This window comes from Pseudomonas sp. JDS28PS106 (genome assembly GCF_036706555.1).
GTDB lineage: Bacteria > Pseudomonadota > Gammaproteobacteria > Pseudomonadales > Pseudomonadaceae > Aquipseudomonas.
This window is the reverse complement of the sequence record NZ_JBAJGT010000002.1, coordinates 209,134-224,523: the sequence shown is the minus strand read 5'-3', so window position 1 is coordinate 224,523 and position 15,390 is coordinate 209,134. Positions and strand designations below refer to the sequence as shown.

General features: G+C 61.9%; 18 protein-coding genes. 12 read left to right on the top strand and 6 right to left on the bottom strand.

The window, feature by feature from the left end; translation table 11 throughout:
* Positions 1-45: 45 nt before the first annotated feature.
* Entirely contained in the window at positions 46-1,854 is a 1,809-nt protein-coding gene (locus tag TRP66_RS04265) for a monovalent cation:proton antiporter-2 (CPA2) family protein (protein WP_333400112.1), read from the bottom strand.
* Positions 1,855-2,107: 253 nt separating this feature from the next.
* Here TRP66_RS04265 and TRP66_RS04260 point away from each other — a divergent pair, with 253 nt between their 5' ends.
* The gene (locus TRP66_RS04260; RefSeq protein WP_333400111.1) at positions 2,108-2,296 is read left to right on the top strand and encodes a hypothetical protein; all 189 of its coding nucleotides are present in this window, start codon (positions 2,108-2,110) and stop codon (positions 2,294-2,296) included.
* Positions 2,297-2,311: 15 nt separating this feature from the next.
* Here the strand turns inward: TRP66_RS04260 and TRP66_RS04255 are convergent, their stop codons facing one another.
* Together TRP66_RS04255 and TRP66_RS04250 are read right to left on the bottom strand one after the other, a co-directional pair.
* Positions 2,312-2,704: a Fe2+/Zn2+ uptake regulation protein gene (locus tag TRP66_RS04255; protein ID WP_333400110.1), complete on the bottom strand. Its 393-nt coding sequence runs from the start codon at positions 2,702-2,704 to the stop codon at positions 2,312-2,314.
* Between the two features lie 188 nt (positions 2,705-2,892).
* Complete coding sequence (locus TRP66_RS04250; RefSeq protein WP_333400109.1) at positions 2,893-3,936, bottom strand: FecR family protein; 1,044 nt, start codon at positions 3,934-3,936, stop codon at positions 2,893-2,895.
* A gap of 165 nt (positions 3,937-4,101) precedes the next feature.
* On the opposite strand from TRP66_RS04250, the gene TRP66_RS04245 reads away from it, so the two are divergent.
* The 4 genes from TRP66_RS04245 (at position 4,102) to map (ending at position 6,617) form a co-directional block, all read left to right on the top strand.
* The gene (locus TRP66_RS04245) at positions 4,102-5,178 is read left to right on the top strand and encodes an Ldh family oxidoreductase (protein ID WP_333400108.1); all 1,077 of its coding nucleotides are present in this window, start codon (positions 4,102-4,104) and stop codon (positions 5,176-5,178) included.
* 146 nt (positions 5,179-5,324) lie between these two features.
* Entirely contained in the window at positions 5,325-5,501 is a 177-nt protein-coding gene (locus TRP66_RS04240; protein ID WP_333400107.1) for a hypothetical protein, read from the top strand.
* An 85-nt stretch (positions 5,502-5,586) separates the two neighbouring features.
* Positions 5,587-5,829, top strand: coding sequence for a ParD-like family protein (locus tag TRP66_RS04235; RefSeq protein WP_333400106.1), 243 nt, complete (start codon positions 5,587-5,589; stop codon positions 5,827-5,829).
* On the top strand, positions 5,826-6,617 hold the full coding sequence (gene map, locus TRP66_RS04230) for a type I methionyl aminopeptidase (RefSeq protein ID WP_333400105.1): 792 nt from the start codon (positions 5,826-5,828) through the stop codon (positions 6,615-6,617). Before TRP66_RS04235 ends, map begins: the two co-directional genes overlap by 4 nt.
* A gap of 47 nt (positions 6,618-6,664) precedes the next feature.
* On the opposite strand, the gene TRP66_RS04225 is transcribed toward map, so the two are convergent.
* The 3 genes from TRP66_RS04225 to TRP66_RS04215 form a co-directional block, all read right to left on the bottom strand.
* Positions 6,665-6,901, bottom strand: a complete 237-nt coding sequence (locus tag TRP66_RS04225; protein WP_333400104.1) for a DUF6555 family protein — start codon at positions 6,899-6,901, stop codon at positions 6,665-6,667.
* 281 nt (positions 6,902-7,182) lie between these two features.
* Positions 7,183-7,884: an endonuclease I family protein gene (locus tag TRP66_RS04220; RefSeq protein ID WP_333400103.1), complete on the bottom strand. Its 702-nt coding sequence runs from the start codon at positions 7,882-7,884 to the stop codon at positions 7,183-7,185.
* 4 nt (positions 7,885-7,888) lie between these two features.
* Positions 7,889-8,089 carry a DUF1654 domain-containing protein gene (locus tag TRP66_RS04215; RefSeq protein ID WP_442965170.1) on the bottom strand — a complete coding sequence of 67 codons (201 nt, stop codon included), beginning with the start codon at positions 8,087-8,089 and terminating at the stop codon, positions 7,889-7,891.
* 307 nt (positions 8,090-8,396) lie between these two features.
* Between TRP66_RS04215 and TRP66_RS04210 the strand changes: the two genes are divergently transcribed.
* The 7 genes from TRP66_RS04210 to TRP66_RS04180 are packed head-to-tail and all read left to right on the top strand — an operon-like array spanning position 8,397 to position 15,381.
* Positions 8,397-9,350, top strand: a complete 954-nt coding sequence (locus TRP66_RS04210) for a sugar ABC transporter substrate-binding protein (RefSeq protein WP_333400101.1) — start codon at positions 8,397-8,399, stop codon at positions 9,348-9,350.
* 50 nt (positions 9,351-9,400) lie between these two features.
* Positions 9,401-10,954: a sugar ABC transporter ATP-binding protein gene (locus TRP66_RS04205; protein ID WP_333400100.1), complete on the top strand. Its 1,554-nt coding sequence runs from the start codon at positions 9,401-9,403 to the stop codon at positions 10,952-10,954.
* Positions 10,951-11,943, top strand: a complete 993-nt coding sequence (locus TRP66_RS04200) for an ABC transporter permease (protein ID WP_333400099.1) — start codon at positions 10,951-10,953, stop codon at positions 11,941-11,943. Before TRP66_RS04205 ends, TRP66_RS04200 begins: the two co-directional genes overlap by 4 nt.
* Before the next feature lies 1 nt (position 11,944).
* The gene (locus tag TRP66_RS04195) at positions 11,945-12,991 is read left to right on the top strand and encodes a LacI family DNA-binding transcriptional regulator (protein ID WP_333400098.1); all 1,047 of its coding nucleotides are present in this window, start codon (positions 11,945-11,947) and stop codon (positions 12,989-12,991) included.
* Positions 12,992-12,996: 5 nt separating this feature from the next.
* Positions 12,997-13,917: a ribokinase gene (gene rbsK, locus TRP66_RS04190; protein WP_333400097.1), complete on the top strand. Its 921-nt coding sequence runs from the start codon at positions 12,997-12,999 to the stop codon at positions 13,915-13,917.
* A complete protein-coding gene (rbsD, locus tag TRP66_RS04185; RefSeq protein ID WP_333400096.1) occupies positions 13,914-14,318 on the top strand; it encodes a D-ribose pyranase in 405 nt (134 codons plus the stop codon). The genes rbsK and rbsD overlap by 4 nt, the downstream gene beginning before the upstream one ends.
* Positions 14,319-14,358: 40 nt before the next feature.
* The gene (locus TRP66_RS04180; protein WP_333400095.1) at positions 14,359-15,381 is read left to right on the top strand and encodes a nucleoside hydrolase; all 1,023 of its coding nucleotides are present in this window, start codon (positions 14,359-14,361) and stop codon (positions 15,379-15,381) included.
* Positions 15,382-15,390: the final 9 nt, after the last annotated feature.

The window sequence follows — 15,390 nt, the reverse complement described above, 5'->3', positions numbered from 1 at the left end:
ATCCGCTCCTACGAAAAGGGCGTTTCGCGATGCGCGCAGATAGCCTCAGGTCCGCGCAGCTTCTTCATCCAGCCGGTCGGTTTCGAACAGATGCGCCAGCTCCGCCCGTGCTTCACGGGCGGTCTGCAACACTTTGGCTTCGTCGTCATAGACCTCGTGCTGGGCCAATAGCACCTGTTCGTCGTGGCGTTTGAAGCGGGCGATGCGCGCATCCGCCTGCGCCTGACTCAAGCCCAGGCCCAGCAGGGTCTGACGACTCATTTCCAGACTCGAATAGAAGGTTTCCCGTACCGCGTGCGCACCCACGTCCATCAACCGGTGAACGTGCTGGCGGTTACGCGCCCGGGCGATGATCTTCATGTTCGGATACAGCTTGCGCACCAGTTCCGCAGTCTTGATGTTGGTGTCCGGATCATCGGTGGCGATGATGAAGAACTCTGCTTCATGGACCTTCGCCGCACGCAGAATCTCGGGGCGCAGCGGGTCGCCGTAGAACACCGGAACGTTGCCAAAGCTGCGGGAGAACTCGATGGATTCCACCGCGGTGTCCAGAGCGATGAAGGGGATTTTCTGAGCGCGCAGGATCCGCGCCACGATCTGGCCCATGCGTCCCATTCCGGCGATGACCACGCGTGGCTCATCGGTCTGGATGTCTCGGTACTCTTCCGGAACCTCCCTGGTTTTGGGCTTGGGAGTCAGCCAGCGTGCCAGAACGATGAACAGCAGCGGCGTAAGCGCCATCGACAAAGTGATGGTCAGGATCAGCAGGTCATACAGCGCCGGTTCGAAGAGTCCCTGATCGCTGCCGATCTTGAACACCACGAAGGCGAACTCACCGCCTGCCGCCAGTACCAGGCCCAGGCGCAAGGCGCTCTGCTTGCCGAGGCCGCCGGCCATTCGGCCGACGAAGAACAGCAGCGGCAGTTTGATGCCGATCAGCAGGATCGTCAGGCCAAGCACCATCAAGGGTGCGCTGAACAGTAGACCGATATTGGCGCCCATGCCGACACTGATGAAGAACAGCCCCAGCAGCAGTCCCTTGAAGGGCTCGATCTGCGCTTCCAGCTCGTGGCGATATTCCGAATCCGCCAGCAGCAAACCGGCCAGGAAGGCGCCAAGGGCCATGGACACGCCGACCAGCTCCATTAGCCATGCGGTACCTATCACCACCAGCAGCGCGGTCGCGGTCGATACCTCCTGGATGCGGGTTTTGGCCACGATGCGAAATACCGGCCGCAGCAGATACCGACCGCCCACCACCACGATGGCGATGCTGCCGAGCACGCGCAGACCATGCGTCAGGCTGTCCTGTGAATCGACCGCCTGGTCGGCGCCCGACAGGAATGGCACCAGGGCGATCAGCGGAATCGCCGCAATGTCCTGAAATAGCAGAATCGCGAAGGCAAGGCGTCCGTGCGGGGCGTTCAGCTCCTTGCGTTCGGCCAGGCTCTGCAGCCCGAATGCCGTGGACGACAGTGCCAGGCCAAGGCCGAGGATGACGGCGGTATTGAGGGTTTGGTCGAACGCCAGCAGCGCCACCGCGCCGATCACCATGCCGGTCAGCAGCACTTGCGCCATGCCCACGCCGAACACGGACTTGCGCATGACCCATAAACGTTTAGGCGATAACTCCAGGCCGATGATGAACAGCAACAGCACCACGCCGAGTTCGGAAATGTGGGCAACGCTTTCGGTGTCGCCGATCAGTCCCAGCACCGAAGGGCCGATGATGACGCCGGCGATCAGGTAACCGATCACGGCGCCCAGTTGCAGGCGCTTGGCAAGCGGAACGGCAAGCACCGCCGCGAACAGAAACACGACTGCGGCCTGTAACAGGCTGCCTTCATGGGGCATGGTGAACTCCTTGGTCGAACATTTGGCAAGAAACGTTTTGAAACACGTGGGCATTAAACCACGGGAAATCCAGGCCACAACGTTCATCGGCCGATGTCCGTCATCATTGAAAGTGATGACTCATTCAAGGATCGCCAGCGGATCGGGGGAGGGGAGGACAGGAAGGGGAAGGCAGGCTTGGCTGCATCAGCGTAAGATAGGCGCGCATCCGCGCGACGCCGATGCGTAAAAACGAAGACACCAGGAACCCGTCATGACCAACAAGCAACGTTTGATGTATTCGATTCTGATCGCCCTGGGCGTGCTGGCAATCATGCTCGGCCTGTCCCATCTGCAGAATCGGGGCATGATCACCGAGCAGACGTTCCAGTACATCGCCATCGCGGTCGCCGTGCTGGTGGTGGTCCTCAACGGCATACTGCGCCGCAAGGTAAAACGCTGAATCCGGTCGCCGATTTCACCGGCCCGGAGCGTTTTCCGGGTCGTTTAGCCATGCGGCGGCCCGGGCGTCGAGACTGTAGGTCTTGTCGGGTTCAAGATTGATCACGCCTTCATCGCACAATCGCTTGAGCACTTCCCTGACACTCAGAAACGACAGAGGGACGTCCAGGCGCAGCAATTGGCTGTGCACGCCGCGGACTCCCAGGGCCTTGCCTTCGTGGCTGGCCGCTAGCAGGGCGTCCAGCACCTTGAGCCTGACCAGACTGCTGCGCAATCCAAAGCTCTTAAGCAACGACCGGATATGCTCGTTGGCCGGGCGTTCGCTTTGCGCGGCGGGCGACTCTGCCTGCGCGGCGATTGCCGTCTGCCTCAGCAGCGTCCGTGTCGTGACACCTTGTCGGTTGAACATGCGCAAACTCCTTTTCAGGCATTGAACGGAAACTCGTTTACTTAGACGAACGAGCAGCCGGAATCCTCAACGCTTCGTCGAAAATACGCCTTGCTCCGGGGTGAAGCCAGGACCCTGTCGGCTGCATAAGCCCGTATCGAGGGGCTGCAAGCTCGTTCGCCAGGGTGTTGCAGGATGTGTGGCGGCGATCAGCCTCTGGATGCAGGCGTCGCCCGCTTGCTCAGGACCGGATTGCCTTGTTGGTTGCGGCTGACTTGAACGGGCAAGACTTTCGGCAGGATGCCGAGCAGTGTCGACATGTCGCGGGTGTTGTAGCTTCCGCCCAGTCGAAGTTGGCCGGTGGCCTTGTCGGCCAGCAGAACCGGCTCGGGCAGATAGCGGTTGATCATCGGCAAGGCTTCGCTGAGCGGCAAGTCGTCGAAGATCACTTTGCCGGTACGCCAGGCCAGACTGGTGTCATGGCGATCGGTGCGACGCACGTCGGGCTGCGAGTCGCCGGGCTGGAAACGTGCCTGCATGCCGGGCTCCAGCGGCAGGTCCGAGGACGGCTGGTCACGGTCGCTGCGCACCCGTACCGACCCGTCCAGCAGGGTGACGCGAACCTGATCCTCATAGAGCCAGACGTTGAAGCGAGTGCCGGTGACCCTGACGCTGCCGCGGCCGGCATCCACCACGAACGGATGGCTGCGGTCATGGCTGACTTCGAAGAAGGCTTCGCCGCGGCTCAGGGTGACGCTGCGCCGATCGCGATAATTGAGATAGGTCAGGCGAGTGCCCAGGTTGAGCTCTACCCGGCTGCCATCGGACATGGTCACCAGACGTGTTGCGTCCTGCGCTTCGTAGCTTTCGTAGCCGTCGGGAATCAGGCCTTGATGCCAGCCGACGTAGCCAACGGCCGGCAATGCCAGCGCGGCGACCATCGCGGCCGCAGCGGCGGGATGTCGTGAGCGTCTGCGTGCTTGCCGTGGAGCAGCCGCGGCCGGACCGGCAGCAGGGGTCGACACCGGGGCAGGAGCGGGAGGCGGGTTCACCGCCGGCACGTGAGCCGAAACATCCCAGATTTCGGACATCGCCCGGTACTCGTCCGCGTGCCGGGGATCGGCCTGGAACCATTGGGCGAATACCCGGCGTTCGGCATCCGTGCAATCCTCAGCATGCAGACGCATGCACCAGTGCGCGGCCGCATCGGTGATCGCATCGAATTCTGCTTCGCTGAGTGAGGGGCTGCTCATGTACGCTCCATGCTTGACTGATGGCGCATTCTACCCCTTCATCTTCCGCAGGGAGAACAACGTATGGCTATTGAGTATCAAGGCTGGCTCTATTAAATCGTGAATGTGATCGTCTCTCATTGGTGACGCCGACGCCTGTCCTCGTCCACAACCCCGGAGCTTGAAATGACTGCTTGCGATGATTCCGCTGTTCGGTACGTCCCCTGGAGACAACTGGCTGACCTGCTGCGTGATGTCTTTCTGGCCCACGGGACTTCGCCCGAGGTTGCGCGGGTGCTGGCGGAAAACTGCGCCAGCGCCGAGCGGGACGGCTCCCACAGTCATGGGGTTTTCCGCATGGCGGGTTATCTGTCGTCGCTTGCCAGCGGCTGGGTCGACGGTCGAGCGGTGCCCGTGGTGGAAGACTCGGCCGCGGCATTCGTCCGCGTTGACGCTGCCAATGGCTTCGCGCAGCCGGCGCTGGCGGCGGCGCGCACGCTGCTTGTCGACAAGGCGCGCGAGGCGGGGATCGCAGTGCTTGCCATCCGTAGCTCCCATCATTTCGGCGCACTCTGGCCGGATGTCGAGCCTTTCGCGCAGGAAGGCCTGGTGGCATTGAGCATGGTCAACTCTATGACCTGCGTGGTGCCCGACGGTGCGCAAAAACCGGTGTTCGGCACCAACCCCATTGCGTTCGCGGCGCCCCGCGCGGGCGGAGAGCCGATCGTGTTCGACCTTGCGACCAGCGCCATCGCCCACGGCGATGTGCAGATTGCGGCCCGCGAAGGGCGGCAGCTGCCGGCGGGCATGGGTGTCGACCGACACGGCCTGCCTACCGTCGAACCGCGGGCGATTCTGGAGGGCGGTGCCTTGTTGCCGTTTGGCGGACACAAAGGTTCGGCCCTGTCGATGATGGTCGAGCTGCTCGCCGCCGGAATCACGGGAGGTAACTTCTCGTTTGGGTTCGACTGGTCCAAACATCCCGGCGCACAGACGCCCTGGACGGGGCAATTGATCATCGTCATCGACCCTGACACCGGTCATGGCCAGCCGTTCGCCGAGCGCAGCGAAGCACTGGTGCGCCAGCTTCATGATGCGGGTCAGGAACGACTGCCCGGCGACCGGCGTTATCACGAGCGGGCGAGGGCCGCAGCACGTGGCATCCCTGTGCTTGAAAGCGACTGGGCGCGGCTCACATCGCTGGCTGAGGCCCGGTCTGACAAAAACCGATTAATACCACCCCATATAGAAGCGGATCGTTAATTTCCGCTTTTTTCTCCCGTCTGGGTAAACAGGCGAAAGCGGGCGGATGGCAGGCGTCGACATGCCTTTAGTCAAAGGAGGGTTGCCACGGTCCGTATTTGCGAATACTGTATGCATAAACAGTATCCGCAAAAAAGAGGTAAGTCATGTCCCTCAGTTCCGTCACAACTCCGGCTGGAAATCAGTTCACCGCTCCGTTGATCAACGAGATGCAACGCGAGGATTTCCTGGCCTTGGCCGCGGCGTTGCGCCAGTTCAACGTCTACGACGCCGGGATCACCCAGGTGCTCGACCCTGAGATCCAGGCTGAGAGCGCCAACTAGATCCGCATGGTCCAAAAGCACCTTCATGGTTGCCTATGAATATACGAAACATATATGCTTCGTATATTCCATTGCGAGGTGAACCATGGGACTGGTGAAAATTTCCGAACACATGCATGCCAATGTGCGCTCGGCCAGCCTGGCGCTGGGTCGCTCGATCAACGCGCAGGCTGAACACTGGATGCGTGTCGGCATGATTGCCGAGCTGCATCCGACGCTCGATTACAGCGAGATCTGCCAGATGCTGATCCGCGCCCAGGAAATCGATGGTTCGCTGTCGGCTCTTCAGGCGGCCAACCTGCCTTCGCTGGCGCGGGAGGCATCGTGAGTTCATCGATCTCCTTGAAAACGGAACAGGATCTGGTCCAGCTTCGCGTTGCCGGACGTCTGGCCGCCGACGTGCTGGCGATGATCGCACCCTATGTGAAAGCGGGCGTCAGCACCGGCGAGCTGGATGACATCTGCAACCGTTACATCGTCGAAGAATTGAAAGTCATTCCGGCGAACGTCGGTTATCACGGCTTCACCAAGACCACCTGTATTTCTCCCAACGCCGTGGTCTGTCACGGGATTCCTTCGGCGTCCGATATTCTCAAGGACGGCGACATCGTCAACATCGACGTCGCGGTCATCAAGGATGGCTGGTACGGCGACACCAGCCGCATGTATCTGGTGGGTGAGGTCAGCCCGCTGGCCAGGCGTCTTGTGGAAACCACTTATGAAGCGATGCGAGCAGGCATACACGCGGTTCGTCCCGGTGCCACGCTTGGGGATATTGGCCATGCGATTCAGACGGTCGCGCATAGGGAAGGCTTCAGCGTGGTACGCGAGTACTGCGGTCATGGCATCGGCCGTCAATACCATGAAGATCCTCAGGTGCTTCATTATGGAGTGCCGGGCAAGGGGCTGCGCCTCAAACCAGGCATGGTGTTCACCATCGAGCCCATGATCAATGCGGGCAAGGCGGGCACCAAAGCCTTGCCTGATGGGTGGACCGTGTTGACGCGAGACCTGTCACTGTCCGCGCAATGGGAGCACATGGTCGCCGTGACCCAGAGCGGGTTCGAGCTGCTGACGCCCTGGCCGGACGGGACCGGTAACTATCCCGCGATCTGAGCGGCAGAGCAGGCGCCGGTCTAGCGCGCTTGCTCGGCCTGGGCGTTTCAGGGGAGTGCGGCGTGTTTTTTCCAACGCACCTGGGTCACGCCGAATCCCTGCGCCTGCAAGGTCGCCAGTTTGACTGGCCCACCGGAAATGTTGCCGCTGAACGTGCCTACACCGGCGTGCAGGGTTGCGAAGTGCAGGGCGTCGATCTGGCAAAGCTGCGCAGCCTCATGGAGAAAGTGACGCGGCTCGCCTTCGAACTGGTAATGAATCTCGAATTCCGTTTGGGTATTCATGAGCTGCCTGTGAGGCGCGGGGATGCACCTGTCTGAAAATGAGTACGTACGGGTCGTGCAGCTTGAGCGCTTGACGCGCTCCGGGGACTGCTACTTCATTTCAAGATCGATACAGGCATGCGTACTACGAGCGGCCTCGATCGGACTGCTGTCTCTAGTCACAGAAGAGAAATTACAGGGTTCCGGGCGGTTGTGAACGGTCGTCCGACAAGTGGCATTAGGCCACACTCATTTGCGTGAAGTGTGGCCGCCGTCTCTCACTCAAACGGTGGGCAAGGCCGTCAGGTGCAGGATTTCAAGTCGATCGGTCCAACGAATTCATTGCCATGGCCCATGACGCAACCCACACGCTGGTTGCGCTGCAGCTCCCATTGCTGGGGCGGATAAGTCTTGTTCCAGGCCTGGTACAACTGCTGGTCCTGGCGCGACAGCCGCAGGTTGTAATGCTTGCTCATGTAGAAATATGTCCTCGCGATCATGCCCCTGATAGAAGGCCGCGGCATGACCTTTCTTGCCTTGAAATCCACCTGGGTCAGACATGAACCGTACTGGCCCCTGCGCTCCGGTACCCAACCGAAACTGTAGTTGCTGCGATCGCCGTTCACTTCTCCGATGCTGGGCACCAGGTTATGCAGATCGGCTTCAGCGCGCTGGTACACAGGATCGTTCTTCGTGCAGTTCTTGCGTCCGCCTGATTGCCAGCACTGACGTTGATGGCCGATCTGCCAGGCCGGAACGATGTGTTCCCACTCGATGCGTTTGGCCCGGGTCGCATTCTTGCGTGGCACGTAGCCACAGCCGGCGATGTCGACCTTGTTCCCCGCGTACTTGCAGCCGCAATAGAACTCGGTGGACTGCGGGGCATACAGCCCCCAGGCGACTTTCTTGGCTTCGCTGAAAGTCCTTGGTGCATCGGCATGGACAGCGAGGGGCGCGCATGCAACCAGGGATGCGAGCAGGGCGGGGGCGAATCTGACAATCATGCGTTCAATCTTCCTTCGGTACGGTCCAGAACAGCTGGACGCCACCGTCGTCCCGCCAGGCCAGGGTCACGTTGTCGTTTTCGCCGATTTCTTCGAGCAACTGCGCCCAGTCGTCTTCGGACTCGTCGGGCAACTTGAAAAGCAACGCGGCTTTCGCCTTTTGCGCGGTCGGAGAGTTGATAATTTTCTGTATCCGGATGCCCATGCGCTCGTAGGCGTTGGGAGCGGCGGGCGTCGCTGCGGATTGTCTCGACACGAAGGAAGTCCTGATTGTGGCTGTACGGGCATACAGTATTGGACTGTCAGATATTTCGCAAGAACCGAGTAGGATCAGTCGCTTAGCGGGAAAGAATTCGTGTTGGCCCGAGGAGGGGCGGGTGCGATTCGTTGCAAGCCGATTGACAATCGGTTCGACTTTTTCCATAGTCGAGGTCCGCAAACGTTTGCGTGCCGAGCTGTTTTGTCTGTGCGCCGTTCGCCCGAATAATAATCACAAGATCGGAGATGAACCCATGAAGCTGCCCTTCGCTGGTCGCCTGCTGGCGGTTGCCCTGCTCAGCGCGACGACCTTCCTGCCCCTGTCCGCTCACGCTCAGACACCTGACAAACCCAAGGTTGCGCTGGTGATGAAGTCCCTCGCCAACGAGTTCTTCCTGACCATGGAAGATGGCGCCAAGGCCTATCAGAAAGAGCACGCCAACGACTTCGAACTCATTTCCAACGGCATCAAGGATGAATCCGATACATCCAGCCAGATCCGCATCGTCGAGCAGATGATCGTTTCGAGAGTCGACGCGCTGGTCATCGCTCCGGCCGATTCCAAGGCCCTGGTGCCTGTGCTCAAAAAAGCGGCGGATGCCGGCATCCAGATCGTGAACATCGACAACCAGCTCGACCCGCAGGTGCTGAAGAGCAAGAGCCTCGAAGTGCCCTTCGTCGGTCCTGACAACCGCAAGGGCGCGGCTCTGGTAGGCGCCTGGCTCGCGAAACAGCTTGAGCCTGGCGCGCAGGTCGGGATCATCGAGGGGGTGCCGACCACCACCAATGCGCAGCAGCGCACCGCCGGTTTCAAGGACGCCATGGATGCCGCGCAGATGAAAGTGGTCTCGGTGCAGTCGGGGAACTGGGAAATCGACAAAGGCAATGCGGTCGCGTCCGCGATGCTCAATGAATATCCCGAGCTCAAAGCCCTGTTGGCGGGCAATGACAGCATGGCGCTGGGGGCGGTGTCGGCGGTGCGCGCGGCCGGCAAGGCGGGCAAGGTCAAAGTGGTGGGCTACGACAACATCAATGCGATCAAGCCGATGCTCAAGGACGGCCGGGTACTCGCAACGGCCGATCAGTTCGCGGCGCGGCAGGCCGTGTTCGGGATCGAGGCGGCGTTGAAGAAGCTCAAGGGCGAGCCGGTCGAGACCAACGACAAGGGCGTTATCGAAACGCCGGTCGAGCTCGTTACCCAGCCTTGATCCATTGACCGTGGCGCCCGTTCACAAGGACGGGCGTCGGGAGCGAACCTATGTCAGCGTCCCAACAGACGCCCGTCTTGTCGATCGCCGGTATCGGCAAGACGTACGCTCAGCCTGTGCTGGGTGAGATCGACCTGCATCTGCTGCCGGGTGAAGTGCTGGCACTGACCGGCGAGAACGGCGCGGGGAAAAGCACCCTGTCGAAAATCATCGGCGGTCTGGTCACGCCAACCACCGGCGACATGCAGTTCAACGGACAGCGCTATGCGCCCGCTAGCCGAAGTGAGGCCGAAAAGCTCGGCGTGCGCATGGTGATGCAGGAACTCAACCTGCTGCCCACGTTGACCGTTGCCGAAAACCTGTTTCTGGACAACCTGCCGCGCCGCGCTGGCTGGATTGATCGAAGACGGCTGCGTGAAAACGCGGTCAAGGCCATGTCCCAGGTCGGGCTCGACGCAATCGATCCAGACACTCTGGTCGGCGAGCTGGGCATCGGCCATCAGCAGATGGTCGAGATTGCCCGCAACCTGATCGGTGACTGCCGCGTGCTGATTCTCGACGAGCCCACGGCGATGCTGACCTCCCGGGAAGTCGAAATGCTGTTCGAGCAGATCGAGCGTCTGCGCGCCGAGGGAGTGTCGATCATCTACATCTCTCATCGTCTGGAGGAGCTTGCCAGGATTTCCCAGCGCATCGCCGTATTACGCGACGGCAAACTGGTCTGCGTGGAGCCGATCTCGCGTTATGACAGCGAGCAACTGGTAAATCTGATGGTCGGGCGCGAGCTGGGCGAGCATATCGACATGGGCGAGCGACGCATCGGCGAGGTGGCCCTGGCTGTCCGGAATCTGGGGCGCACCGGCAAGGTCCAGGACGTCTCGTTCAGCGTGCGCAGCGGCGAGATATTCGGCATCTCCGGGCTGATCGGAGCAGGGCGCACCGAACTGCTGCGCCTGATCTACGGCGCGGATCGCGCGGACAGCGGTACTGTGGAGGCGGGCCGACCCTTGCGTCCGGTTCCGCTTCGTTCCCCTGCCGACGCCGTTGAGCACGGTATCGCGCTGATTACCGAAGATCGCAAGAGCGAAGGTCTGCTGATGAGCCAGTCCATCAGCGCCAATATTGCGCTGGGCAACATGGGCGCGATTTCCAGCGCCGGGGTGGTCCGCCCAAGTGAAGAACTGAGTCTGGCGCAGCGGCAGATCGACGCCATGCGGATTCGCAGCTCGGGACCGGCGCAACTGGTATCGGAGTTATCCGGGGGCAACCAGCAGAAGGTCGTCATCGGCCGGTGGCTGGAGCGAGACTGCCCGGTGATGCTGTTCGACGAGCCCACTCGAGGGATCGACGTGGGCGCCAAGTTCGACATTTATGCCTTGCTGGCCGAGCTGACCCGTCAAGGTCGCGCGCTGGTCGTGGTGTCCAGCGACCTGCGGGAACTGATGTTGATTTGCGACCGCATCGGCGTGCTGTCCGCCGGGCGTCTGATCGAGACGTTCGAGCGCGACGACTGGTCCCAGGACCGTTTGCTTGCCGCCGCCTTCGCGGGCTATCAGAAACGTGACGCGTTGCTCGAAGAAGCGGCGCTCAGGAACGACACATGAATACTACCGATTCCCCGACGCTGAAGACGTCGGTCCGTGGCACCGGCAATTATTTCGGACTGGGCACCTACCTGGGGCTGGCAGGTGCGCTGCTGGCCATGATCGTGCTGTTTTCCATCCTCAGCGACCATTTCCTGTCCTATCAGACGTTCAGTACCCTCGCGAACCAGATTCCCGACCTGATGGTATTGGCCACGGGCATGACGCTGGTGCTGATCATCGGCGGTATCGACCTCTCGGTCGGATCCGTACTCGCCCTCGCGGCGTCGGCGGTCAGCGTGGCGATTCTCGGCTGGGGCTGGAGCGTGTTTCCGGCGGCACTGCTTGGCATCGGCTGTGCGACGCTGGCCGGCACCCTGACCGGCTCCATCACGGTCGCGTGGCGAATTCCGTCTTTCATCGTGTCGCTCGGCGTGCTCGAAATGGCCCGCGGTGTGGCGTACCAGATGACCGGCTCGCGCACGGCCTACATCGGTGATGCCTTCGCCTGGCTCTCCAATCCGCTGGCGTTCGGTATATCGCCCTCGTTCATCATCGCCTTGCTGATCATCTTCGTCGCCCAGGCCGTGCTGACCCGCACGGTCTTCGGCCGCTATCTGATTGGCATCGGCACCAACGAAGAGGCGGTGCGGCTGGCCGGGATCAACCCCAGGCCTTACAAGATCCTGGTCTTTTCGCTGATGGGGATGCTGGCGGGTGTCGCGGCACTGTTCCAGATATCCAGGCTGGAGGCTGCCGACCCCAATGCCGGAGCAGGGCTTGAGTTGCAGGTCATCGCCGCCGTGGTGATCGGTGGCACGAGCCTGATGGGTGGCCGGGGATCGATCATCAGCACCTTTTTTGGTGTGCTGATCATTTCCACGCTGGCTGCAGGACTTGCGCAGATCGGCGCCAGCGAGCCGACCAAGCGGATCATTACCGGTGCCGTGATCGTGGTAGCAGTCGTCCTCGATACTTATCGCAGCCACCGCGCGCGTCGACAGGGCTGATATGGCAACCATCAAAGATGTAGCGGCACTTGCAGGGATTTCCTACACCACGGTGTCCCACGTGGTGAACAAGACCCGTCCGGTCAGCGAGCCGGTCCGGCTCAAGGTCGAGGCGGCCATCGCGCAGCTGGAATACGTGCCCAGCGCCGTCGCCCGCTCGTTGAAAGCCAAGAGTACCCGCACCATCGGGCTGCTGATCCCCAACGGGATCAACCCGTATTTCGCCGAACTGGCGCGGGGGATCGAGGATCACTGCGAACGCAACGGCTTCTGCGTGATCCTGTGCAACTCCGACGACAACCCGGACAAGCAGCGCAACTATTTGCGGGTGCTGCTGGAGAAACGCGTCGACGGTCTGATCGTATCCTCGGTGGACGGCGACGTCAGTGTCGCTGGCGGGCTTGCCGAGGTGCGCACGCCGCTGGTGGTCGTCGACCGCGAGCTGGACGGCATAAGCGCCGACACCGTGCGCATTGACCATGAACAGGGCGCCTGGCTCGCGACACGTCATCTGCTGGATCTGGGGCATCGCCGGATTGCCTGCATCGGCGGACCGGCTGACACGCCGGTCGCCGAGATGCGCCTGGCCGGTTATCGGCGGGCCATGCAGCAGGCGGGCGTCAGCCTCTCCCCAGGCTGGATGGTCACTAGCGAGTTCACCAGTCCGGCGGGCTATCGGGCCGCCGTCAGTCTGCTGCACCATGATCGGCCAACGGCAATATTCGCCGGTAATGACGTGATCGCCATCGCCGTGCTCCGCGCCGCCGCGGAGCGCGGTATTGCCGTTCCCAAGGATCTTTCGGTCGTCGGATTCGATGATATTCAGATGAGTCGTTACGTGTACCCCGCGCTGACGACCGTCGGGCAGTCGATACGCCAGCTCGGTGAAACGGCGGCGCAGATGCTGCTGCGCCGGATCGCCGCGCCCGATGCTCACGACGTGCACCGGCAATTGGTCATGCCCAGCGTGGTCGTGCGCGAATCCACGGCTGTGCCAGGTTCCGACTCCAACCCCGATTCCGATCCCGCCGGCCTCAACGACGAGTAGATGAAATGCAAGCAGACATAGTGGTAGTCGGCAGCCTCAACATGGATCTGGTCATCCGCGCGCAGCGCATGCCGCGTCCGGGTGAAACACTCGCCGGGCATACATTCGCCACGGTTCCCGGTGGCAAGGGCGCCAATCAGGCCGTTGCCTGCGCCAGACTGGGCGCCTCGGCGGCGATGGTCGGGTGCGTGGGCGGCGATGCCTATGGCGACCGTTTGCGCGAGGCCTTGCTGGTGGAGGCCATCGATTGCCAGGCGCTGACCGCGCTGGATCATGTTTCGACCGGCGTGGCCTCGATAGTGGTCGATGACCGCGGCCAGAACTCAATCCTCATCGTGGCCGGCGCCAACGGCGAATTGACGCCGCAGGTGCTGGAGCGCCATGACGCATTACTGCGCTCGGCCCGGATCGTGATTTGCCAGCTGGAAGTACCCTTGCCGACCGTCCGGCATACGCTCGCCAGAGCTCGCCAGCTGGGCAAGACGGTCATTCTCAACCCCGCTCCGGCGACCGGACCGCTGCCCGAGGACTGGTATCCACTGATCGACTATCTGATCCCGAACGAAAGTGAAGCCCAGGCATTGACCGGACTGACCGTGGATTCTGCAGATGCGGCCAGACAGGTCGCCTGCGTATTGCGCGCCTGCGGCGCACGCAATGTCATCCTCACCCTGGGCGAGCGCGGGGTTGTGCATGCCGGTCCTGAAGGTTGCGAGCATTGGCCCGCGCCTGTGGTCGAAGCGCTGGACAGCACGGCTGCCGGCGATACCTTCGTCGGCGGTCTCGCGGCCGCGCTGGCGACAGGGCGCACCGAGGCGGATGCCATTCGTTTCGCTCAACTGGCCGCGGCACTTTCGGTCACCCGCGCCGGTGCCCAGCCCTCCATACCGACATTTTCCGAAGTACAGGATTTCGCTTCAGCATGAAAAAGACGCCTTTGCTCAACATCGAACTGTCCCGACTCATCGCTTCGCTGGGGCATGGTGATATCGTCATGATCATCGACGCCGGGATGCCGGTGCCGCCCGGCGTCCAGCTGATCGATCTGGCGGTTACCCGGGGCGTGCCGGATTTCGTCAGTGTGCTCGATGTGGTCCTGACCGAAATGCACGTCGAGAGCCATGTGCTCGCCAATGAAATGGTCGGCGCCCGGCCACCTGCGTTGCAGGTCATCGAAGGGCTGAACCTGGACGACCAGCTCGGCCAGCAGCGCTGGGTCAGCCATGAAGACCTCAAGGCTCTGAGCCGGACGGCCAGGGCCATCGTGCGCACCGGGGAATGCCAGCCGTACAGCAATGTGGCGCTGGTCGCCGGCGTGGTGTTCTAGATTCACGCCACCGGAATCTTCATAGACAAGGAGTTGCACAATGTTCAAAGGACTTTCCAGACACCTCATCGAGGGAGCACTGCTCTTGGCCATGTTGACCAGCGGAGCCGCACAGGCAGCCGAGAAGCGCGACCTGATCATCGACACCGATCCGGGCGCGGACGACGTGGTCGCGTTGCTGCTGGCGCTGGCCTCGCCTGAAGAGCTGAACGTCATGGCGATCACGACGGTGGCCGGCAATGTGCGGCTGGACAAGACTTCGCGCAATGCCCGGTTGGCTCGCGAGTGGGCCGGGCGCGAAGACGTTCCTGTGTACGCCGGCGCTCCCCGGCCGCTGGTACGTACGCCGATCTATGCCGAAAATGTGCACGGTCAGGAAGGGCTGCCGGGGGTGCCGGTTCATGAGCCGGCCAAGGGCCTGGAGCAGGGCAATGCGGTGGATTACCTGATCCGCACCCTCAGCGAAGCCAAGCCCCACAGCATCACCATCGCAATGCTCGGTCCGCAGACCAATCTGGCGCTGGCGCTGACCCAGGCGTCCGAAATCACCCAGGGCATCAAGGAAGTCGTGGTGATGGGCGGCGCGCACTTCAATGGCGGCAATATTACCCCGGTGGCCGAGTTCAACCTGTACGCAGACCCGCATGCCGCGCAGATCGTGCTGGCCAGTGGCGTCAAGCTGACCTACATACCCCTTGATGTCACCCATAAGATCCTCACCAGCGAAGCGCGGCTCAAGCAGATTGCATCGCTCGGCAACCGCGCGGGCGGGCTGGTCGGCGATATTCTCAACGAGTACGTAAAGCTGGATATGGAGCATTACGGTTTGCCCGGCGGTCCCGTTCACGATGCCAGCGTCATGGCATGGCTGCTCAAGCCGGAACTGTTTTCCGGGCGGCAGATCAATGTCGCGATCGACAGCCGCGAAGGGCTTGGTTTCGGTCAAACCGTGGCCGACTGGTACGGCACGCTGGACCAGCCACGGAATGTGTGCTGGATAGCGGACGGCGACGCTCAGGGCTTCTTCGACTTGCTGACCGCGCGGCTGGCACGCCTCAAATAGGGCGTCGTC